The organism is Pseudomonas fluorescens, from assembly GCF_902497775.2.
Taxonomy (GTDB): Bacteria; Pseudomonadota; Gammaproteobacteria; order Pseudomonadales; family Pseudomonadaceae; genus Aquipseudomonas; species Aquipseudomonas putida_F.
In genome coordinates this window covers 4,981,831-5,002,211 of sequence record NZ_OZ024668.1, presented here as the reverse complement: position 1 = coordinate 5,002,211, position 20,381 = coordinate 4,981,831, and the positions used below count along the sequence as shown (strand labels likewise).

General features: G+C 63.5%; 21 protein-coding genes and 1 pseudogene. 8 read left to right on the top strand and 14 right to left on the bottom strand.

The features are described 5' to 3' along the window. Window positions 1-93: 93 nt before the first annotated feature. The 5 genes from F8N82_RS23040 to F8N82_RS23020 all read left to right on the top strand — a co-directional run bounded on the left by F8N82_RS23040 (window position 94) and on the right by F8N82_RS23020 (window position 7,134). On the top strand, window positions 94-1,809 hold the full coding sequence (locus tag F8N82_RS23040) for a glucan biosynthesis protein G (RefSeq protein ID WP_052251669.1): 1,716 nt from the start codon (window positions 94-96) through the stop codon (window positions 1,807-1,809). Beyond that, window positions 1,802-4,375: a glucans biosynthesis glucosyltransferase MdoH gene (gene mdoH / locus F8N82_RS23035; protein ID WP_038997563.1), complete on the top strand. Its 2,574-nt coding sequence runs from the start codon at window positions 1,802-1,804 to the stop codon at window positions 4,373-4,375. Before F8N82_RS23040 ends, mdoH begins: the two co-directional genes overlap by 8 nt. 192 nt (window positions 4,376-4,567) lie before the next feature. After that, a complete protein-coding gene (locus F8N82_RS23030; protein WP_162195926.1) occupies window positions 4,568-5,368 on the top strand; it encodes a transporter substrate-binding domain-containing protein in 801 nt (266 codons plus the stop codon). Between the two features lie 76 nt (window positions 5,369-5,444). Continuing rightward, window positions 5,445-6,407: an amino acid ABC transporter permease gene (locus F8N82_RS23025; protein WP_038997561.1), complete on the top strand. Its 963-nt coding sequence runs from the start codon at window positions 5,445-5,447 to the stop codon at window positions 6,405-6,407. Beyond that, window positions 6,400-7,134, top strand: a complete 735-nt coding sequence (locus F8N82_RS23020) for an amino acid ABC transporter ATP-binding protein (protein WP_038999651.1) — start codon at window positions 6,400-6,402, stop codon at window positions 7,132-7,134. The genes F8N82_RS23025 and F8N82_RS23020 overlap by 8 nt, the downstream gene beginning before the upstream one ends. Window positions 7,135-7,200: 66 nt before the next feature. Here F8N82_RS23020 and F8N82_RS27730 read toward each other — a convergent pair whose 3' ends face one another. The 11 genes and pseudogenes from F8N82_RS27730 to ubiE form a co-directional block, all read right to left on the bottom strand. Then, complete coding sequence (locus F8N82_RS27730) at window positions 7,201-7,914, bottom strand: methyl-accepting chemotaxis protein (protein WP_371857250.1); 714 nt, start codon at window positions 7,912-7,914, stop codon at window positions 7,201-7,203. A 141-nt stretch (window positions 7,915-8,055) separates the two neighbouring features. Beyond that, window positions 8,056-9,117 (bottom strand): annotated as a pseudogene (locus tag F8N82_RS27725) (methyl-accepting chemotaxis protein); the annotation flags it as partial. A 78-nt stretch (window positions 9,118-9,195) separates the two neighbouring features. Next, on the bottom strand, window positions 9,196-9,903 hold the full coding sequence (locus F8N82_RS23010; protein ID WP_038997559.1) for a 16S rRNA (uracil(1498)-N(3))-methyltransferase: 708 nt from the start codon (window positions 9,901-9,903) through the stop codon (window positions 9,196-9,198). After that, a complete protein-coding gene (tatC, locus tag F8N82_RS23005; RefSeq protein ID WP_038997558.1) occupies window positions 9,900-10,691 on the bottom strand; it encodes a twin-arginine translocase subunit TatC in 792 nt (263 codons plus the stop codon). Before tatC ends, F8N82_RS23010 begins: the two co-directional genes overlap by 4 nt. Then, complete coding sequence (gene tatB / locus F8N82_RS23000) at window positions 10,688-11,059, bottom strand: Sec-independent protein translocase protein TatB (RefSeq protein ID WP_038997557.1); 372 nt, start codon at window positions 11,057-11,059, stop codon at window positions 10,688-10,690. Before tatB ends, tatC begins: the two co-directional genes overlap by 4 nt. A 3-nt stretch (window positions 11,060-11,062) precedes the next feature. After that, the gene (locus F8N82_RS22995) at window positions 11,063-11,332 is read right to left on the bottom strand and encodes a twin-arginine translocase TatA/TatE family subunit (protein ID WP_010222335.1); all 270 of its coding nucleotides are present in this window, start codon (window positions 11,330-11,332) and stop codon (window positions 11,063-11,065) included. 25 nt (window positions 11,333-11,357) lie between these two features. Continuing rightward, window positions 11,358-11,693 carry a phosphoribosyl-ATP diphosphatase gene (locus tag F8N82_RS22990; RefSeq protein WP_010222337.1) on the bottom strand — a complete coding sequence of 112 codons (336 nt, stop codon included), beginning with the start codon at window positions 11,691-11,693 and terminating at the stop codon, window positions 11,358-11,360. A gap of 1 nt (window position 11,694) precedes the next feature. Then, the gene (gene hisI / locus F8N82_RS22985; RefSeq protein ID WP_038997556.1) at window positions 11,695-12,087 is read right to left on the bottom strand and encodes a phosphoribosyl-AMP cyclohydrolase; all 393 of its coding nucleotides are present in this window, start codon (window positions 12,085-12,087) and stop codon (window positions 11,695-11,697) included. A 72-nt stretch (window positions 12,088-12,159) separates the two neighbouring features. Next, entirely contained in the window at window positions 12,160-13,767 is a 1,608-nt protein-coding gene (ubiB, locus tag F8N82_RS22980) for a ubiquinone biosynthesis regulatory protein kinase UbiB (protein ID WP_038997555.1), read from the bottom strand. Beyond that, window positions 13,764-14,387 (bottom strand): ubiquinone biosynthesis accessory factor UbiJ, encoded by a 624-nt coding sequence (locus F8N82_RS22975; protein ID WP_038997554.1) that lies wholly within the window; start codon window positions 14,385-14,387, stop codon window positions 13,764-13,766. Before F8N82_RS22975 ends, ubiB begins: the two co-directional genes overlap by 4 nt. After that, on the bottom strand, window positions 14,387-15,157 hold the full coding sequence (gene ubiE, locus F8N82_RS22970) for a bifunctional demethylmenaquinone methyltransferase/2-methoxy-6-polyprenyl-1,4-benzoquinol methylase UbiE (protein ID WP_038997553.1): 771 nt from the start codon (window positions 15,155-15,157) through the stop codon (window positions 14,387-14,389). Before ubiE ends, F8N82_RS22975 begins: the two co-directional genes overlap by 1 nt. Window positions 15,158-15,281: 124 nt before the next feature. Between ubiE and F8N82_RS22965 the strand changes: the two genes are divergently transcribed. The 3 genes from F8N82_RS22965 to F8N82_RS22955 all read left to right on the top strand — a co-directional run bounded on the left by F8N82_RS22965 (window position 15,282) and on the right by F8N82_RS22955 (window position 16,976). After that, window positions 15,282-15,557 (top strand): polyhydroxyalkanoic acid system family protein, encoded by a 276-nt coding sequence (locus F8N82_RS22965; RefSeq protein ID WP_010222342.1) that lies wholly within the window; start codon window positions 15,282-15,284, stop codon window positions 15,555-15,557. A gap of 212 nt (window positions 15,558-15,769) precedes the next feature. Next, window positions 15,770-16,189 carry a phasin family protein gene (locus F8N82_RS22960; protein ID WP_038997552.1) on the top strand — a complete coding sequence of 140 codons (420 nt, stop codon included), beginning with the start codon at window positions 15,770-15,772 and terminating at the stop codon, window positions 16,187-16,189. 10 nt (window positions 16,190-16,199) lie between these two features. Beyond that, window positions 16,200-16,976, top strand: a complete 777-nt coding sequence (locus tag F8N82_RS22955) for a phasin family protein (RefSeq protein ID WP_038997551.1) — start codon at window positions 16,200-16,202, stop codon at window positions 16,974-16,976. A 100-nt stretch (window positions 16,977-17,076) separates the two neighbouring features. Here F8N82_RS22955 and F8N82_RS22950 read toward each other — a convergent pair whose 3' ends face one another. From F8N82_RS22950 to phaZ, 3 genes are all read right to left on the bottom strand, one after another. Next, entirely contained in the window at window positions 17,077-17,691 is a 615-nt protein-coding gene (locus tag F8N82_RS22950) for a TetR/AcrR family transcriptional regulator (RefSeq protein ID WP_038997550.1), read from the bottom strand. A 13-nt stretch (window positions 17,692-17,704) separates the two neighbouring features. Further along, entirely contained in the window at window positions 17,705-19,387 is a 1,683-nt protein-coding gene (gene phaC, locus F8N82_RS22945) for a class II poly(R)-hydroxyalkanoic acid synthase (RefSeq protein WP_038997549.1), read from the bottom strand. Window positions 19,388-19,506: 119 nt separating this feature from the next. Continuing rightward, window positions 19,507-20,358: a poly(3-hydroxyalkanoate) depolymerase gene (phaZ, locus tag F8N82_RS22940; RefSeq protein ID WP_038997548.1), complete on the bottom strand. Its 852-nt coding sequence runs from the start codon at window positions 20,356-20,358 to the stop codon at window positions 19,507-19,509. Window positions 20,359-20,381 lie beyond the last annotated feature (23 nt).

Genomic DNA, 20,381 nt, shown 5'->3' with positions numbered 1-20,381 from the left:
CATTGCGCCCTTTCGGAGTCCGAACAGTGCTCGCCAACCTGGCATATGTCGCTGGCCGTTGGTTTTTTGATCTGTTTTCGGCGAGGGTTGCTCGTGATTGTAAGTCCCTGTAATGCACCAAGAACTCCCGGCATTCGGCTGCGCAAGGCCCTGTTGGCAGGCGCAACGCTGGTAAGCCTGCTCGGCGCAGGCCAGCTCTGGGCGTTCAACCTTGACGATGTCGCGGCCAAGGCGAAAGATCTGGCCGGGCAAAAGTACGAAGCGCCGAAAAGCAATCTGCCGGCGGTGTTCCGTGACATGAAATACGCGGACTACCAGAAAATCCGCTTCCTCAATGAGAAAGCCGAGTGGGCCAAGGACAAGACGCCGTTCAAGCTGTCCTTCTACCATCAGGGCATGCATTTCGACACGCCGGTCAAGATCAACGAAGTCACCGCCAAGGTCGTGAAAGAGATCAAGTACGACCCGAGCCGCTTCGATTTCGGCGATCTGCAGTTCGATGCCAAGGCGACCGAAAAACTGGGTTACGCCGGTTTCCGCGTGCTCTACCCGATCAACAAGGCCGACAAGCAGGATGAAATCATGACCCTGCTTGGCGCCAGCTATTTCCGCGTGGTCGGCAAGGGCCATGTGTATGGCCTGTCCGCCCGTGGCCTGGCGATCGACACCGCGCTGCCGTCGGGCGAGGAGTTCCCGCGTTTCACCGAGTTCTGGGTTGAGCGTCCGAAACCCACCGACAAGCAACTGGTGATCTACGCGCTGCTCGATTCGCCGCGCTCCACCGGTGCCTACCGCCTGACCCTGCGTCCGGGCAGCGACACCATTGTCGACGTGCAGTCCAAGGTGTTCCTGCGTGACCACGTCAGCCGCCTGGGCATCGCCCCGCTGACCAGCATGTTCCTGTTCGGCGGCAACCAGCCGTCCAAGGTGCTCAACTACCGTCCGGCCCTGCACGACTCCGAAGGCCTGTCGATCCACGCTGGCAACGGCGAGTGGCTGTGGCGCCCGCTGAACAACCCGAAACACCTGGCCGTGAGCAACTTCAGTGTCGAGAACCCGCGTGGTTTTGGCCTGCTGCAGCGCCAACGTGAGTTCAGCCAGTTCGAAGACCTCGACGACAACTACCAGAAGCGTCCAAGCGCCTGGATCGAACCGGTCGGTGACTGGGGCAAGGGTACCGTCGACCTGGTCGAGATCCCGACTGCCGACGAGACCAACGACAACATCGTGGCCTTCTGGAGCCCGGAGAAACTGCCGGAGCCAGGCACCCCGTTCGAATACGCCTACCGCCTGCACTGGACCATCGACGAGTCCGAGTTCCACTCGCCGAACCTGGGCTGGGTCAAGCAGACCCTGCGTTCGACCGGTGACGTCAAGCAGTCCAACCTGATCCGCCAGCCCGATGGCAGCGTTGCCTTCCTGGTCGACTTCGTAGGCCCGGTGCTGGCCAAACTGCCGGAAGACACCGCAGTGCGTAGCCAGGTCAGCGTTGGCGACAATGCCGAAGTGGTCGAGAACAATCTGCGTTACAACCCGCAAATCAAAGGCTGGCGCCTGACCCTGCGGTTGAAGGTCAAGGATGCGAGCAAGTCCGTGGAAATGCGCGCGGCCCTGCTGCGTGACGTTCCGGTCGAGCCGGCCAAGCCTGCCAAACCAAGCAAGCAGGACAAAGCCGCGGCCAAACACGCCAAGGCCGACAAGCCTGCCGAGCAACCTGCCGCCGACGCGGCGTCCACCACCGGGGCACCGGCCACCACCGAACAGGTGTTGACCGAGACCTGGAGCTATCAGTTGCCTGCCGATGAGTAATGCCCATACCCGGCCAGAATCGCTTAGCGAGTACCTGGCCCACCTGCCCCTGAGCGACGAGCAGCGCGCGGAACTCGCCCGCTGCTCCTCGTTCAGCGAGTTGCATCAACGCCTGTCTGCCCAGCCGGGCGCCGACGCTGCCGAGGCCGTCCAGGCCTCGGTGGGCGAGCGCCTGCACGTGACCTGCGCCGAAGAGCTGCAAGACGCCGAGATGCTCGCGGTGGACGGCAGCGGCCGGGTGTGCCTGAAGGCCACGCCGCCGATTCGTCGCACCCGGGTAATCCCCGAGCCGTGGCGGACCAATATCCTGATCCGTGCCTGGCGCCGCCTGACCGGCCGTACCAACGCGCCGGCCCCGGAAAAACGCGAGCTGCCCAAGGCGCGCTGGCGCTGGGTCGGCTCGATGCGCCGCTACATCCTGCTGGCGCTGATGCTCGGTCAGACCATCGTCGCCGGCTGGTACATGAAGGGCATCCTGCCGTACCAGGGCTGGTCGTTCGTCGATCTCGACGAAGTCATGCACCAGCCGCTGCTGCAAACCGCCACGCAAGTCTGGCCGTATGCGCTGCAGACCAGCATCCTGATCCTCTTCGGGATCCTCTTCTGCTGGGTCTCGGCGGGTTTCTGGACCGCGCTGATGGGCTTCCTGGAGCTGCTCACCGGGCGTGACAAATACCGCATCTCCGGCAGCAGTGCCGGCAACGAGCCGATCGAAGCCGGTGCCCGCACCGCGATCGTCATGCCGATCTGCAACGAAGACGTGCCGCGAGTATTCGCCGGCCTGCGGGCGACCTTCGAGTCGGTGGCCGCCACCGGTGACCTCGACCGTTTCGACTTCTTCGTGCTCAGCGACACCAACGACACCGACATCGCCGTGGCCGAGCAGCAGGCCTGGCTGGAAGTCTGCCGTGAGTCCAAGGGCTTCGGGCGGATTTTCTACCGCCGCCGTCGCCGCCGGGTCAAACGCAAGAGCGGCAACCTAGACGACTTCTGTCGTCGCTGGGGCGGCGATTACCGCTACATGGTGGTGCTCGACGCCGACAGCGTGATGAGCGGCGAATGCCTGACCAGCCTGGTGCGCCTGATGGAAGCCAACCCGGACGCTGGGATCATCCAGACCGCGCCGAAAGCCTCGGGCATGGATACCCTGTATGCGCGCATGCAGCAGTTTGCCACCCGCGTCTACGGCCCGCTGTTTACTGCCGGCCTGCACTTCTGGCAGCTCGGTGAGTCGCACTATTGGGGGCACAACGCGATCATCCGCATGAAGCCCTTTATCGAGCACTGCGCCCTGGCGCCGTTGCCGGGCAAGGGCGCCTTTGCCGGTGCCATCCTCTCCCACGACTTTGTTGAAGCGGCGCTGATGCGTCGAGCCGGCTGGGGCGTGTGGATTGCTTACGACCTGCCGGGCAGCTACGAAGAGCTGCCGCCGAACCTGCTCGACGAGCTCAAGCGCGACCGGCGCTGGTGCCACGGCAACCTGATGAACTTCCGCCTGTTCCTGGTCAAGGGCATGCACCCGGTGCACCGTGCGGTGTTCCTCACCGGAGTGATGTCGTACCTGTCGGCGCCGTTGTGGTTCTTCTTCCTGGTGCTGTCGACCGCGTTGCTGGCGACCAATACCCTGATGGAACCGCAGTACTTCCTCGAGCCGCGCCAGCTTTACCCGTTGTGGCCGCAGTGGCACCCGGAGAAGGCCATTGCGCTGTTCTCCACCACCATCGTGCTGTTGTTCCTGCCCAAGCTGCTCAGCGTCATCCTGATCTGGGCCAAGGGTGCGAAAGAGTTCGGCGGGCGCTTCAAGGTGACTGTGTCGATGCTGCTGGAGATGCTCTTCTCCATGCTCTTGGCGCCGGTGCGGATGATTTTCCACACCCGCTTCGTGCTCGCCGCGTTCCTCGGCTGGGCTGCGACCTGGAACTCGCCGCAGCGTGACGACGACTCCACCCCGTGGAGCGAGGCGGTACGCCGCCATGGTCCGCAAACCTTGCTGGGTGTGGCCTGGGCGCTGCTGGTGGCCTGGCTTAACCCGAGCTTCCTGTGGTGGCTGGTGCCGATCGTCGGTTCGCTGATGCTGTCGATCCCGGTGTCGGTAATCTCCAGCCGCGTGCACCTGGGCCTGCGCGCCAAGGACGAAAGCCTGTTCCTGATCCCCGAGGAATACGCCACGCCGCAGGAGCTGCTGGCTACCGACCGGTACACCCACGAGAACCGCTGGCACGCCATGCACGACGGGTTTGTTCGTGCCGTGGTCGACCCGCAGCAGAATGCCCTGGCCTGTGCCCTGGCCACCGCACGCCACGGCGTTGCGGCACCGATCGAGGCACTGCGTGCCGAGCGTATCGCCAAGGCCCTGGAAGTCGGCCCGAGCGACCTGGACGGCAATACCCGCCTGGCCTTGCTCAGCGACCCGGTCGCCCTGGCACGCCTGCACACCGCGGTCTGGGATCAGCACAACGAGGCCTGGTTGAACGTCTGGCGCCAGTCGATCGCCAACGATCCGCACTCGCCGCTGCTGCCGCTGCATCCGGAGCCTGCGGCGCAGCCTTCGATGGCCAGTGCGTGACTGATCGCGGGTCAAGTCGGATCGCCGCACCGCCGCTCCGACTTGACCCGCGATTTGTTTCAGCCCTTTTTCCGATACCCACAACGCTGCCCATGCGTTAGCATCCCTCCCCGAATATCTCGCACCCGTCTGGATAGGACGGTGCGCGCCAAAAATAAAATTCGAGCTTTCCTGCTAGGGGATCTGGTGATGATTAAGAAGTATCTGTCGATGCTGCTGGTCGGCGTCACGGCGCTGGTCGCGGTGAGTGCGGCCCAGGCGGCCGGTGCCATCGATGACGCGGTCAAGCGCGGCACCCTGCGTGTCGGCATGGACCCTACCTACATGCCGTTCCAGATGACCAACAAGCGCGGCGAGATCATCGGCTTCGAGGTCGATATCCTCAAGGCCATGGCCAAGTCCATGGGCGTCAAGCTGGAGATGGTCTCCACTGCCTACGACGGCATCATCCCGGCGCTGATGACCGACAAGTTCGACATGATCGGCAGCGGCATGACCCTGACCCAGGAACGCAACCTCAAGCTCAACTTCAGCGAACCCTTCATCGTTGTCGGCCAGACCCTGCTGATCCGCAAGGAACTGGCTGACGAGATCAAGTCCTACAAAGACCTGAACAACGAGAAGTACCGCCTGACTTCCAAGCTCGGCACCACCGGCGAGATGGTCGCCAAGAAGCTGATCGGCAAGGCCAAGTACCATGGCTACGACAACGAGCAGGAAGCGGTGATGGACGTGGTCAACGGCAAGGCCGACGCCTTCGTCTATGACGCGCCGTACAACGTCGTGGCCGTGAACAAGGCCGGCGCCGGCAAGCTGCTGTTCCTCGACAAGCCGTTCACCTTCGAGCCGCTGGCCTTCGGCCTGAAGAAGGGCGACTACGACAGCCTCAACTTCATCAACAACTTTCTGCACCAGATCAAGCACGACGGTACCTACGATCGAATCCACGACAAGTGGTTCAAGGACACCGCCTGGCTCAAGGACATGGAATAAGGCCAAGGCCCCACGCCTGGCTTGAAACCCGACGCGCAGGCTGGCCCTGCGCGTTCGCTTTTACGGAAGTACCCTCGTGATCAAACACAAGAAAGCCCAGTGGCCCTGGCACGGGCTGACCGCGCTGGTCCTGATTGGCCTGGCGATCAGCCTGTATTACGCGACATCGCTGATGTCCTACGAGTGGCGCTGGAACCGGGTACCGCAATACTTCGCCTACCAGGCAGAAGTTGCCCAGCGCGTCAGCGAAAACGGCACCATCGAAGCCATCGTCAGCAAGGGCGACATGGCCAGCGTCACCGTCCGTGACGAGAGCGGTGGCGAGCAGGTCTTCGAGGTCGAGCAGGCCAGCGTGCAACTGTCGCGCGGCGACGATGTGGCTGAAGGCGACCTGATCGGCGTGACTCATCACTGGGCCGCCGGCCCGTTGGCCTGGGGCTTGTGGACCACGGTGTGGATCTCGGTCGCCTCCGGCGTGCTGGGGCTGTTGATTGGCCTGTTTGCCGGGCTCTGCCGGCTGTCGAACAACCCGACCCTGCGCGACCTGTCGACGGTCTACGTCGAACTGGTGCGCGGTACGCCGCTGCTGGTGCAGATTTTCATCTTCTACTTCTTTATCGGCACCGTGCTCAACCTGTCCCGGGAGTTTGCCGGCGTGGCGGCGCTGGCGCTGTTTACCGGCGCCTATGTCGCTGAGATCGTCCGCGCCGGTGTGCAGTCGATCACCAAGGGCCAAGGTGAGGCTGCCCGTTCGCTGGGCCTGAGCGCTGGCCAGTCGATGCGCCACGTGGTGTTGCCGCAAGCCTTCAAACGCGTGCTGCCGCCGCTGGCCGGGCAGTTCATCAGCCTGGTCAAGGACACCTCGCTGGTCTCGGTGATCGCCATCACCGAACTGACCAAAAGCGGTCGCGAGGCAATCACCACCTCGTTCTCGACGTTCGAGATCTGGTTCTGCGTCGCCGGCCTGTACCTGTTGATCAACCTGCCGCTGTCGCACATGGCCAGCCGGCTTGAGCGGAGGCTTGCGCAAAGTGATTGAAGTCCGTGACCTGGTAAAAGTCTTCGACACCCGTGGGCAGGTGGTGCGCGCGGTCGATCACGTCAGCACCGACGTGGCCAAGGGTGAAGTGCTGGTGGTGCTCGGCCCTTCGGGCTCGGGCAAGTCGACCTTCCTGCGCTGCCTCAACGGCCTGGAGTCGTTCGACGAAGGCACCGTGGCCATCGACGGTCTGCAACTGGCCGACCCCAAGACCGACGTTAACGCCTACCGCCGCGAAGTCGGCATGGTGTTCCAGCATTTCAACCTGTTCCCGCACATGACCGTGCTGGAGAACCTGTGCCTGGCGCAGAAGGTCGTGCGCAAGCGCGGCAAGGCCGAGCGCGAGGCCAAGGCCCGGGCGTTGCTGGAGAAGGTCGGTATCGCCCAGAAGGCCAACGAGTATCCATCACGCCTGTCTGGTGGTCAGCAGCAGCGGGTAGCGATTGCCCGCGCCCTGGCCATGGACCCCAAGGTAATGCTGTTCGATGAGCCAACCTCGGCGCTCGACCCGGAAATGGTCGGCGAAGTGCTCGATGTGATGAAGACCCTGGCCCTGGAAGGCATGACCATGGTTTGCGTGACCCACGAAATGGGCTTTGCCCGGGAAGTGGCAGATCGGGTGCTGTTCTTTGATCACGGCAAGCTGCTGGAAGATTCGCCGCCGGAGGCATTCTTCACCTCGCCCAAGGACCTGCGCGCCCAGGCGTTTTTGCGCCAGGTGCTTTAGGGCCCCATCGCGGGGCAAGCCCGCTCCCACCAGACCGGTAGGAGCGGGCTTGCCCCGCGATGCTTTCTACAGCTGGAACTTGCCGACCAGCGTCTGCAAATGCGTCCCCAACCGCGCCAGCTCAACGCTGGAGGCCGCGGTCTCTTCACTGGCGGCCGAGGTCTGGTCCGACACATCGCGCACATTCATCACGCTACGGTTGATCTCTTCGGCCACCGCGCTTTGCTGCTCGGCCGCTGCGGCGATCTGCTGGTTCATCGCCTGGATCGATGACACGGTGCGGGTGATGGTTTCCAGCGAGGTGCCGGCGCGGCGGGTCAGCTCGACGCTGCTGTCAGTCAGGCCGCGGCTGGCGTCCATGACCGAGGCCACCTGCTGGGTGCCGTTCTGCAGGCCGGCGATCAATTGCTCGATCTCTTCGGTGGACTGCTGGGTGCGCTGGGCCAGGCTGCGCACTTCATCGGCCACCACGGCGAAGCCACGCCCGGCTTCCCCGGCGCGAGCGGCTTCGATGGCGGCGTTGAGGGCCAGCAGGTTGGTCTGCTGGGCCACCGACTTGATCACATCGAGCACACTGCCGATCTTGTCGCTTTCAGCCTTGAGCTGGCCCATGGCTTCGCTGGAGTGGTTGACCTCGCTGGCCAGGCGCTCGATCTGGGCAATGGCTTCGCCGACCACCCGATCACCTTCGCGGGCCTGTTGATCGGCCATCACCGCCGCCTCAGAGGCTTCCTCGGCATTGCGCGCGACCTCTTGCACGGTAGCGGCCATTTCGTTCATGGCGGTGGCTACCTGGTCGGTCTCGACCTTTTGATTGTTGACCCCGGCGCTGGTCTGCTCGGTGACCGCCGACAGCTCTTCGGCGGCGCTGGCGATCTGGGTGACGCCGTCGCCGATGCCGCCAATCAATTCGCGCAGGCTTACGGTCATGCGCTGCATGCTGCGCTGCAATTGGCCCAACTCGTCGCGCCGATCCACCTTGAGGTCGTGGCGTAGATCGCCACTGGCGACGCGGTCGGCAGCGTTGAGGGTCTGGCGCAGGGGGATGACGATCTGCCGGGTAATGGCCCAGGCGGCCAGCAGGCCGAACAGCAGGGCCAGCACGGTGGCCAGGGTCAGCATCGACTTGGCATGCTCCGACTCGTCGTCGCGCAGGGCGGTCAGGGTGCTGGTCAGTTGCTGGCTGTGTTCGATCAGGGTCTGGCCCAGGGTCGCCGTTTGCTGTGCGGCCTGCTGGCTGGCGGTTTGCGCGTTGCCGAACTCGACCACGGCGCCGCGATAGCTGCCCAGGGCGCGGGCAGCCTGGTTGAAGTTGCTGGTGTAGCTGGCCGGCATGACTTCGGCGAGGGTTTTGAGTTGCGAACTGGCCTGGTCGATGGCTTCCAGCGCAGTCTGCTGGAATTCGGCCTTGCCGCTGTAGGTGTAGCCACGGACCTGGAAGCGCGCCTGTTGCAGCAGCTTGCTGGCGCCCACCACGCTGTTGAACAGGTTCAGGTCGCTGCCGCCGAGCAGTTGTTGCTCGACCTGGGCAATCAGCGCGGCGGCCTCGTCGGCGCTGCTACCGAGCACGGCGCGGGCAGCCTCGCGTTGCTGGGCGGCTTTGTTGGCGCTGTCCAGGGCCTGGCGGTACTGGCGTACGGCGTCGTGCTGCTGCTCGATTCGGCGGCGGTTTTGCGGGAGGACGATGCGTTTGTCGACGGCTTGCAGCTGGCGCTCCAGGGTCGACACGGCATTGTTGAGATTCTGTGCCGAGCTGTCGTCTGCCTTGAGTTGATAGCCCTGTTGGGCGATGCGCAGTTCGAGGGTAGCCTGCAGTACCTGGGATATACCGCCCAGGGTATCGCCGCGACTGGTCACGCCGTTGACGCCCTGCCAGCCAGTCAGGGTAATGGCCAGGGTCAGCAGCAGGACCAGGCCGAAGCCAATGCCGAGTTTGAGATTGACGCTCACGTTACCCAGGTGCTGGGCTAACCAACGGTACATGGTGGGACTCCATTGCGATCGGCAGAGGCGATTATTGTTCTGGTGCCAATACATCGGCGCCGGATCGCAAAACTGAAGTCAGAACAAGCGTGCCAACAGTGCGGTGACCGCCGTCTCCACGCGCAGGATGCGCTCGCCGAGTTGTACCGGGTTCAAGCCGGCCTTGCCCAGCAGGTCGATCTCGTAGGGTATCCAGCCGCCTTCCGGGCCGATGGCCAGGGTCACCGGCTCGTTCAGGCCGCGCGGGCAGGGCGGATACTGGCCTGGGTGGCCGACCAGGCCGAGGGTGCCGGCGCTGATGGCCGGCAGGCGGTCTTCGACAAAGGGCTTGAAGCGTTTCTCGATGATCACTTCAGGCAGCACGGTATCGCGAGTCTGCTCAAGGCCCAGGATCAGCTGTTCGCGAATGGCTTCGGGCTCAAGGAACGGGGTTTGCCAGAAACTCTTTTCGACTCGGTAGCTGTTGACCAGAATCACCTTTGGCACGCCCATGGTGGCGACGGTCTGGAACACCCGGCGCAGCATTTTCGGGCGTGGCAGGGCCAGCACCAGGGTCAGCGGCAGCTTGGCTGGAGGCGGCTGGTCGAAGCTGACCCCGAGCTCGGCTTCATGGCCTTCCAGGCGCAGTACTTCGGCCTGGCCCATCAGCCCGCCGATACGCCCGACGCGCAGGCTATCGCCCACCGCCACGCGATGGATTTCCTGCATGTGGGTAAAGCGCCGGTCAGCCAGCACCACACGGTCGGCCGTGATGAAATCGGCTTCTTCGAGTAACAGCAGGTTCACGGCTGGGTCGCTGGCGGCTGGTCGTTGTGGTCGTCGGCAGCATCTTGCGGGTGTTCGCTGCGCTTGCGGATCAACCCGCCAAACAGCACGCCGATCTCGAACAGCAGCCACATCGGCACCGCCAGCAGGGTCTGCGAGAAGATGTCCGGCGGGGTGAGGATCATGCCGACCACGAAGCAGCCGATGATCACGTACGGGCGGATCTTCCTCAGGTACTTCACATCGACCACGCCGATCCACACCAGCAGGACCACGGCCACCGGGATTTCGAAGGCCACGCCGAAGGCGAAGAACAGGGTCATGACGAAGTCCAGGTAGCTGGAAATGTCCGTCATCATCGACACCCCTTCCGGGGTAGCGCTGGCGAAGAAGCCGAAGATCAGCGGGAACACCAGGAAATAGGCGAAGGCCATGCCGGCGTAGAACAGGATGATGCTCGACACCAGCAGCGGAATGGCGATGCGCTTTTCATGGCGGTACAGGCCTGGCGCGATGAAGCCCCAGATCTGCTGCAGGATCAGCGGAATGGCCAGGAACAGCGAGACGATCATGGTCAGCTTGAACGGCGTCAGGAACGGCGAGGCGACGTCGGTGGCGATCATCGTCGCGTTGGCCGGCAGGTGTTCGCGCAACGGCGCCGAGACCAGGGTGTAGATCTGCTGCGCGAAGGAAAACAGCCCGGCGAAGATCAGGAAGATGGCCGCGACGCAGCGCAGCAGGCGTGTACGCAACTCGGTGAGGTGCGAAACCAGCGGCATCGGCTGGTCGTTTTCCGGAATATCGCTCATGGGGCTCGCGGGGGCTGTGTCGGTTCGGTGGGGGGCGGCGTGACCTCGGTGGCGACCGGGGCAGGCGCGGCAGCAGCTTCGCTACTGGCCACAGGGGCCACAGGCGGCGCGGGAGTTACGCTGTCGGGGTTGAGAATCTTGCGCGCTTCCTGCTCCATGGAGAGGATGTGCTCGTTGTGCAATTGACGGCGGATGTCGTCGGCGCCGATTTCGCGCTCGACCTCCTGCTTGATCGCATTGAAGCTGCGCTTGAGCCGGCCGATCCACAGCCCGGCGGTGCGCGCGGCACCCGGCAGGCGCTCGGGGCCGAGCACCAGCAGGGCCACCAGGCCCACGAGCAACAGTTCGCTGAAGCTGATCCCGAACATTGATCAATCTTTCCTGATCGGCTCTTCGACCTTGTGGGCCTGGCCGTCGATGGTCTGCGGCTGGTTCAGCGGCGAAGTGGCCTGGGGCTGGACGGGTTGCACCGGAGGGGGTGTCTGCTCGGCCGGCTTGGTCTCTTCTTCGTTCATGGCTTTCTTGAAACCCTTGATCGATTCGCCCAGGTCGCTGCCGAAGTTCTTCAGCTTCTTGGTACCAAACACCAGTACCACCACGACCAGCAGGACGATCCAGTGTTTCCAGTCAAAAATACCCATGGTGCAATCCCTCGAAATAATTCAGTTAGGCCGACGGCTGACGCGCTGCTTTCTCGGCGTGCCCGGACAGGCCGAAACGGCGGTCCAGCTCGTCCAGCACCGCCTGCGGGTGCTGGCCCAGTTGGGCGAGCATGACCAGGCTATGGAACCACAGATCGGCGGTCTCGTAGATGACATCGCTGCAGTCGCCGCTGTGGGCGGCGTCCTTGGCGGCGATGATGGTCTCGACCGACTCTTCGCCGAGCTTTTCCAGAATCTTGTTCAGGCCCTTGTGATACAGGCTGGCCACGTACGAGCTGTCGGGCTCGGCGCCTTTGCGCGCTTCCAGTACTTCGGCCAGGCGGGTCAGGGTGTCGCTCATGTCAGTGTCCTGCGCTGTAGATGGCATTCGGGTCCTTCAGGACCGGATCGACGGTCTTCCACTCACCGTGCTCGAAGACCCGGTAGAAGCAGCTTTCGCGGCCGGTATGGCAGGCGATATGACCCAGTTGTTCAACCATCAGGATGATCACGTCGGCGTCGCAGTCCAGGCGCATTTCATGCAGCTTCTGCACGTGGCCTGATTCTTCGCCCTTGCGCCACAGTTTGCCACGCGAACGTGACCAGTAGATGGCCCGCTGCTCAGCGGCGGTAAGCGCCAGCGATTCGCGGTTCATCCAGGCCATCATCAGCACGCGCCCGGTCTTGTGGTCCTGGGCGATAGCCGGTACCAGGCCATCGCTGTTCCAGTTGATCTCGTCCAGCCAGTCTTTCATTTTCGACTCCAAAGCCGGGCTCGATCCGTTGCCGAGCCCTTGCGCTAGTGTGCCAGCCAGCGGCCCGGCTGGCTATCGACGCACGATCAGGTAGAGGCCGGCGGCCAGCATCAGCCAGGCCGGCCAGGCAGCAGGGGCGCTGAGGCTTACCGCGCCGGCAGCCAGGGTAGCGCCACCGCCGAGCAGCCCGGCACCGAGCAGGCGCAGAGCCCAGTGATCGCTCTTCTGCTGCCAGGGCGCAGGCGGGTCGGACAGGTGTGGCTGCGACATGCGCTCGAGCAGGTCGCGGGTCATGCCGGCCAGGTGCGGGATCTGCTCGACCTGGCCATGCAGGTTCTGCAACAGGGTCTTGGGGCTGACGCGCTCGCGCATCCAGCGCTCGAGGAACGGCTGGGCGGTGCTCCACAGGTCGAGGTCCGGGTACAGCTGGCGGCCCAGGCCTTCGATGTTGAGCAGGGTCTTCTGCAACAGAACCAGCTGCGGCTGGACTTCCATGTTGAAGCGCCGCGCGGTCTGGAACAGGCGCATCAGCACCTGGCCGAAGGAAATATCCTTTAACGGTTTTTCGAAAATAGGCTCGCACACGGTACGGATCGCCGCTTCGAATTCATTCAGCTTGGTCTGTGCCGGTACCCAGCCCGAATCGATGTGCAACTGTGCCACACGGCGGTAATCGCGCTTGAAGAAGGCGAACAGGTTGCGCGCCAGGTAGTCCTGGTCCTCGGGGGTCAGGCTGCCGACGATACCGCAGTCGATGGCGATGTACTGCGGGCTCCACGGCTTGACCGTGCTGACGAAGATGTTGCCCGGGTGCATGTCGGCGTGGAAGAAGCTGTCACGAAACACCTGGGTGAAGAAAATCTCCACACCGCGCTCGGCGAGCATCTTCATGTCAGTGCGCTGGTCGGCCAGGGTCGCAAGGTCAGTGACCTGGATGCCGTAGATGCGCTCCATCACCAGCACTTTCGGCCGGCACCAGTCCCAGTAGACCTGGGGCACGTACATCATCTCCGAGCCTTCGAAGTTGCGCTTGAGCTGGCTGGCGTTGGCCGCCTCGCGCAACAGGTCGAGTTCGTCGTAGATGGTCTTTTCGTAGTCGTTGACCACTTCCACCGGGTGCAGCAGGCGCGCATCGGCCGAAACCCGTTCGGCACCGCGGGCGATCAGGAACAGCCAGGCCAGGTCCTGGGCGATGACCGGCTTGAGGCCCGGGCGCACCACCTTGACCACCACCTCTTCACCGCTCTTGAGCTTGGCCGCGTGCACCTGGGCCACCGAGGCCGAAGCCAGCGGCTCGACGTCAAAGCGGCTGAACACCTCGCTGATCTTCTTCCCGAGCTGTTCTTCGATCAGGGCGATGGCTTTTTGCGAATCGAACGGCGGTACCCGGTCCTGCAGCAGCATCAGCTCGTCGGCGATGTCTTCGGGCAGCAGGTCGCGGCGGGTCGAGAGCAACTGGCCGAACTTGATGAAGATCGGCCCCAGGTCCTGCAACGCCAGGCGCAGGCGCGCGCCACGGCTAAGCTCCAGCTCTTTGCGCGGCAGCCAGCGCCAGGGCATGGCATAGCGCAGGCCCATCAGCCACCAGGGCAGGGGCAGGGCGAACAGCAGGTCATCGAGACGGTAACGGATCACGACGCGCTGGATGCGCAACAGACGGCGGACGGCAAGCAGCTTCATGCGTTATCGCTGGTATCAAGGGATCGGGCAAGGCGCTCGATGCGCGCCTCAAGGCGTTCAATATCGACTTTGAGCGTGTCGAGTTCGCTGAAACGGGCTTCGGCTTCGCGCTGGCCTACCAGGGTCCGGGCCTCTTCGGCGAGGTACTCGGACAGGTTCTGGTTGAGCGCCGCCAGGCCCTGGCGGGTCCAGTTGGCGCGGCTGCGCAAGTGGCCGCTGAGCAGTTGCGTGGCGACAGGCCCGAGCCAGCGGGAGACTTCGTACTCCCAGTCGAGCTCCAGGTCCTGCAACACCGCTACCAGGTCGAGCAGCACCGCGCTGTCGCCTTCAAGCTCGACCTGCGGGCTATGCAGCACGGCGCTCTTGTCCTGGCTCAGGGCCAGGCGCACCAGGCTGCTGGCCGGCGCGCGCAGGGTGCAGTCGGCCTCATTGGCCCAGTGCGTGGCGAGCATCAGGCCTTCGTCGCTGGGCAGAATGAACAGCTGCAGGGCCGGCTGGCGGCAGTCGATGGCAATCACCTTGCCGTCGAGCGGGCGCAGGCGCGGCAGCGCTGTGCTGTCCAGGCGCAGGACACGGTTGAGGCCGTGTTCGACGCTGGCGAGCAGGCCGGCCAGGAGCATCAGGGCTTGATTCCCCGGTGCAGGGCAACGATGCCACTGGTCATGTTGTGGTAGGTGACGCGGTCGAAACCGGCCTCGACCATCATCGCCTTGAGGGTTTCCTGGTCAGGGTGCATGCGGATCGATTCGGCCAGGTAGCGATAGCTTTCCGAGTCGTTGGTGATCAGCTTGCCGGCCAGCGGCATGAAGGCGAACGAGTAGGCGTCGTAGACCTTGGACATCAACTTGTTGGTCGGCTTGGAGAATTCCAGCACCAGCAACCGGCCACCGGGCTTGAGTACCCGCAGCATGGAGCGGATGGCATCGTCCTTGTGGGTGACGTTGCGCAGGCCGAAGGCGATGGTCACGCAGTCGAAGTGGTTGTCCGGGAACGGCAGCTTTTCGGCGTCGGCCTGGACGAACTCGATGTTGCCGGCCACGCCGCGGTCGAGCAGGCGGTCGCGACCGACCTTGAGCATCGACTCGTTGATGTCGGCCAGCACTACCTGGCCGGTGGGGCCAACCAGTTGCGAGAACTTGGCGGCCAGATCGCCCGTACCGCCGGCGATGTCGAGCACCCGGTTACCCGGACGTACGCCCGACAGCTCGATGGTGAAGCGCTTCCACAGGCGGTGCATGCCGCCGGAGAGCACGTCGTTCATCAGGTCGTACTTGGCCGCCACCGAGTGGAACACCTCGGCGACTTTCTCGGCCTTCTGGCTTTCCGGCACGTCTTTGTAGCCGAAGTGGGTGGTGGGTTCGGCGTGGTCGCCTTTGCGCTGATCGTTCATATCGCTTCACCGGAAAAAATTACTGGCCATTCTAGGGCGTACGGTCGGATTTGTCTTGGCGGGGTGTGTCGCAGGTGGGGCGCGGGCATAATATAAGTATGCCTTCGAACCCAGGATTGAATGAATGACCCAGATCAGCGTTGAACGCAAACACAGCCTGGGCCGCGACGCGGCCCGGCAAAAGGCCGAGGCACTGGTCGACAAACTGGCCCGCGAATACGACCTCAAGGCCAGCTGGAACGGCGACCGGGTCGAGGTCAAGCGCAGCGGCGCCAATGGCAGCGTGCTGATTGGCGAAGACAGCATCAAGGTCGAGCTGAAGCTGGGCATGATGCTGTCGATGATGAGCGGGACCATCAAGAGCGAGATCGAGCGGGCGCTGGATAAGGCACTCGCCTAGCGGCTCAAGGGGGGAGCTTCAAGCTGCAAGTGGCTTGCGGTGAATGGGAAGGGGCGAGGGTTTCAAGATCATCGCTGCCCTTTCTTGCCGCTTGAAGCTTGCCGCTGCCCCTTTATTAGTGTGCCAATTCTAATTTTTCCCCCTACCTTGTGCTCAAGCCCAATTTCCCTGGGCAGTTCCTCCATTTCCGTTCAGAGCGTGAGGTGCAGAGCATGGCCAAAATTATCTTGAAGAAAAAAGACGACGCCCAGCGCACGTTGGGTGAGGTGCGCGGCTACGCGCGCAAGATCTGGCTGGCGGGCCTCGGGGCTTACACCCGGGTAGGCCAGGAAGGTGCCGACTACCTTAAAGAGCTGGTCAAGGCCGGCGAAACGGTAGAAAAACGCGGCAAGAAAAAACTCGATGCCAAGGTCGATGCCGCCAACTCCGAGATCGATTCGGTGAAGGGCGAGCTGACCAGCGTCAAGGGCAAGGTCGAGGTTCAACTCGACAAAATCGAAAAGGCTTTCGACACACGGGTCGCAAGCGCCTTGAATCGCATCGGCATTCCGTCTAAACATGACGTGGAGGCACTCTCTGCCAAGCTCGATGAGCTCACGGCATTGCTTGAACGTGTCGCACGTAAACAATAAGGAGAGCGGGATGGCTGGCAAGAAGAATACTGAGAAAGAAGGCAGCTCCTGGGTCGGGGGGATCGAGAAGTATTCCCGCAAGATCTGGCTGGCTGGTTTGGGTATCTACTCCAAGATCGATCAGGATGGCAGCAAGCTGTTCGACACCCTGGTCAAGGATGGTGAGAAAGCTGAGAAGCAAGCCAAGAGTTCGGTCGACTCGGCCAAGGCTACTGCCAAATCGGCGACCTCTCGGGTCAGTGATGTCAAAGATCGCGCGCTGGGTAAATGGGGCGAGCTCGAAGAGGCTTTCGACAAGCGCCTGAACAGTGCCATCTCGCGTCTGGGCGTGCCAAGCCGCAATGAAGTTGCTGCTCTGCACAAACAGGTCGACACCCTGACCAAGCAGATCGAGAAGCTGACCGGTGCATCGGTTACGCCGATCTCGAAAAAAGCACCCGCGAGCAAACCCGCAGCCAAGCCATTGGCCAAGGCTGCACCTAAACCTGCGGCAAAAACTGCAGCCAAGCCCGCGGCGAAAACCGCAGCGGCCAAACCTGCAGCCAAGCCGGCAGCGAAACCAGCAGCAGCCAAGCCCGCGGCAAAAACCGCCGCCGCTAAACCTGCAGCCAAGCCTGCTGCGGCGAAGAAGCCGGCAGTCAAGAAGCCAGCAGCCAAACCTGCAGTAGCGAAACCGGCAGTCCCTGCGGCCAGCGCTGCACCGGCGTCAAGCCCGGCACCGGTAGCCAGTGCTGCTCCGGCCGCACCGACGCCTTCGGCACCGGCAAGCCCGATCAGCCAGTCCTGATAGTGGCTTTATCGCGGGGCAAGTCGGGTCGCCGCACCGCCGCTCCCACAAAATCCTGTGGGAGCGGCGGTGCGGCGACCCGACTTGCCCCGCGATGCTTTCAGCCCTCCAGATACCTTAGCGCCAACTGCTCGGCCGCGTGCCGCGACCCCGTCTCCAGATGCGGCGCCACCAGCATCATCACCTGATACACCACCACCCCCACCTCACCTTCACGCGCCAGCACCCGCTGGTAATCGAGCGAGAACAGCAGCGTCAGGGTGATCTGTTCAACGAGCTGCCCCAATGCGCGGGTGTCGCTGAGTACCTGGCCCTGGGCCTTGAGGCTGGCCAGCAGCGCCGCCAGCGTGCGCTTGAGGGCGTTGAGCAGGTTGCGCATGCCACGGGCCAGCTTGGGCAGGCGCCCGGTCAGGTTCGACAGGTCCTGGAACAGGAAGCGGTACTGGGCCATGCGCTCGACGATCAGGTGCAGGAACAGCCAGTAGTCCTCGGCATCCAGGCGCACCTCCAGCGGCGGGTCGAGCAGCGGCGTGAGCTCGTCCTCGAAGCGTTCGAACAGCCCCAGCACCAGCGGCTCCTTGCCGTGGAAGTGGTAGTAGAGGTTGCCCGGGCTGATGCCCATCTCGTTGGCAATCTCCAGAGTCGAGACATTCGGCTCGCCCTGGCGGTTGAACAGTTGCAGGGCACACTCGAGGATACGGTCGCGGGTTTTCATCCGTTCTTCTTGTTCAGCGCGCCTGCACGTAGCTGCCGGGCGCGGGGTCCATGGGAGGGTAGTTCTGGTTGCCGAGGGCCATCAGGGTTTCGCGCTGGGTGCCGGAGCGTGCCTGAATCCACTCAAGCCACTGCGGCCACCAACTGCCGTCGACCTGCTTGCCATCGTAGAGCCAGGCCCGTGGGTCGCTGCTCAGGCGAGGGTTGTCGACATAGTGCGCCTTGGGGTTGCCAGGCGGGTTGATGATGCTTTGCACATGGCCGCTGTTGGCGAGGATGAAGCGCTTGTCGCCGCCGAGCAGCGCTGCCGAGCGGTATACCGCATCCCAGGGGGTGATGTGGTCGTTGCTGCCGGCGACGCTGAAGCTGTCGACGTTGACCTTCTGCAGGTCGATCGGCGTGCCGCACACCTCAAGGCCTGCGGCGCGGGCCAGCGGGTTGTGCTTGAAGAAGTCCAGCAGGTCGCCATGCAGCGCGGCCGGCAGGCGGGTGTTGTCGTTGTTCCAGTAGAGGATGTCGAATGCTGGTGGTGCCTTGCCCAGCAGGTAGTTGTTGACCCAGTAGTTCCAGATCAGGTCGTTGGGGCGCATCCAGGCGAACACCCGGGCGATCTCGCGGCCATCGAGCACGCCTTGTTGGTAAGAGCGGCGCTTGGCCGCTTCGAGGGTCTGCTCATCGGCGAACAGGCTGGCCGGGCTGTCGATCTGGCTGTCGAGCAGGCTGACCAGGTAGGTGGCGCTGCTGACCCGGCGCAGTTGGCGCTTGGCCTGCAAGTGGCCCTGCAGCGCCGCCATGGTCAGGCCACCGGCGCAGGCGCCCATGAGGTTGACCTCGCGGCTGCCGGTGATCGCCCGGCACACGTTCAGCGCTTCTTCCAGCGCCTCGACGTAGCTCGACAGGCCCCACTCACGGTGACGCGGGTCTGGGTTGCGCCAGCTGATCATGAAGGTCTGCAGGCCGTTCTTGAGCATGTACTGAACAAAGCTGTTGGCCGGGCTCAGGTCGAAAATGTAGAACTTGTTGATCTGCGGCGGTACCACCAGCAATGGCTTGGCGTACTGTTTTTCGCTCATCGGCTTGTACTGGATCAGCTCCAGCAGCTCGTTGCGAAACACCACCGAGCCCGGCGTGGTGGCCAGGTTGCGACCGACTTCGAAAGCCTGCGGGTTGACCTGTCGCGGCAGGCCGTCGTTGTGACGCAGATCATCGAACAGGTGGTTGATGCCGCGCACCAGGCTCAGACCGCCGGAGTTGAACAGCTCCTTGACCGCGAGGGGGTTGAGCAGCGAGTTGCTGGGCGACACGGCATCGTTGAGCAGGGTGAACAGAAAGTGCGCGCGGGCGCGGTCGTCCGGCGCCAGCTGGCTTTCGTCGATCCACAGACGGGTCTGCTTCTGCCATGCCAGGTAAGCCTGCAGGCCGCGGCTGTACAACGGGTTCTGGCTCCAGGCCGGGTCCTTGAAGCGGTTGTCGCGGGGGCTGGGCTGGTAGGGCGTTTCGCCGAGCAGCACTTTGCCCAGCTGATTGCCCAGGGCGAGCATGTGCTTGGCGGTATGCAGCGGGTGGCGCAGGCCATGACGGCTGACACTGCGCAAGGTCGAGAGCAGGTCGCGACCGCGCAGACCGCTGATAGCGCTCTGCACGTTCATATAGGTGGCGGGGACCGGTAGCGATCCCTTAGTGGGTTTGTCTTTCATCAGGCAACACTCCCTCGTCAGGCCATCAACAAACACATCAATGCAAGAGCGACACCAACCTCACGCCGCGCACCCGGGTTGCCTGGCATCCTGCCATGGGCTCGGGTGTGGCAGGCGTCTCAGCTGCTGGGAGCGGGCCGAGGGTGCATGACGGCGCGTTGGCGCTCTTGCTGGAGGAACTTCATGATGATCGGTGCGACGGCCTCGGCCCGGGTGATCAGGAACAAGTGACCGTCGTCGATTATGTGTAGCTGGGCATTGGGAATTCGCCAGGCCAGCAGGCGCATGTTGATCAAGGGAATCAACGGATCATCGTCACCGGCCAGCACCAGGGTTGGCTGCTGGATCTTGTGCAGCCAGTGAATGCTGGTCCAGCCAAGCCCGGCGAACAGTTGCCAGTAGTAACCGAGCTTGCCCCCGGAGCGCACCTTGGCCGCGTGCGACAGGGCGAGGTCCGGGTCACGGCGAAAGCCGCCGCCATAGATCTGCGGGGCGATGCGGATCACATGGGACGGTTGCACATAGCGCCTGGGGCTGGCCATCAACCACAGCACCTTGGGCTTGCCCGGGACCATCACCGCACCAGCGGCGGTGGCGGCCAGCACCAGCTTCTTGCAGCGCTCGGGGTAGTCATGGGCGAACTGCTGGGCCAGCGCGCCGCCCCAGGACACACCAATGACATTGACCTGGCCATAGTCGAGGTAGTCGAGCATGCGTGCGGTGAGCTTGGCCAGGCCCGGGAAGCGATAGGGGTGGCGCGGGGTCGATGAACCGCCGACACCCGGCACATCAAAGGCAATCACCTCCAGGTCTGGGTCCAGGGCCTGGATGAAGGGGAACACCAGCTCCAGGTTGGCGCCGATGCCGTTGAAGATCAGCAAGGGCGTCAAGTGCGGCTTGCCGGGTCGGACGGCGGTGCGGATGGTCTGGCCATCCAGGTCGACAGTCCTGAAAATATACGGTTGCGGCATGCGCGAAGCCCTGTGGTTTGTAA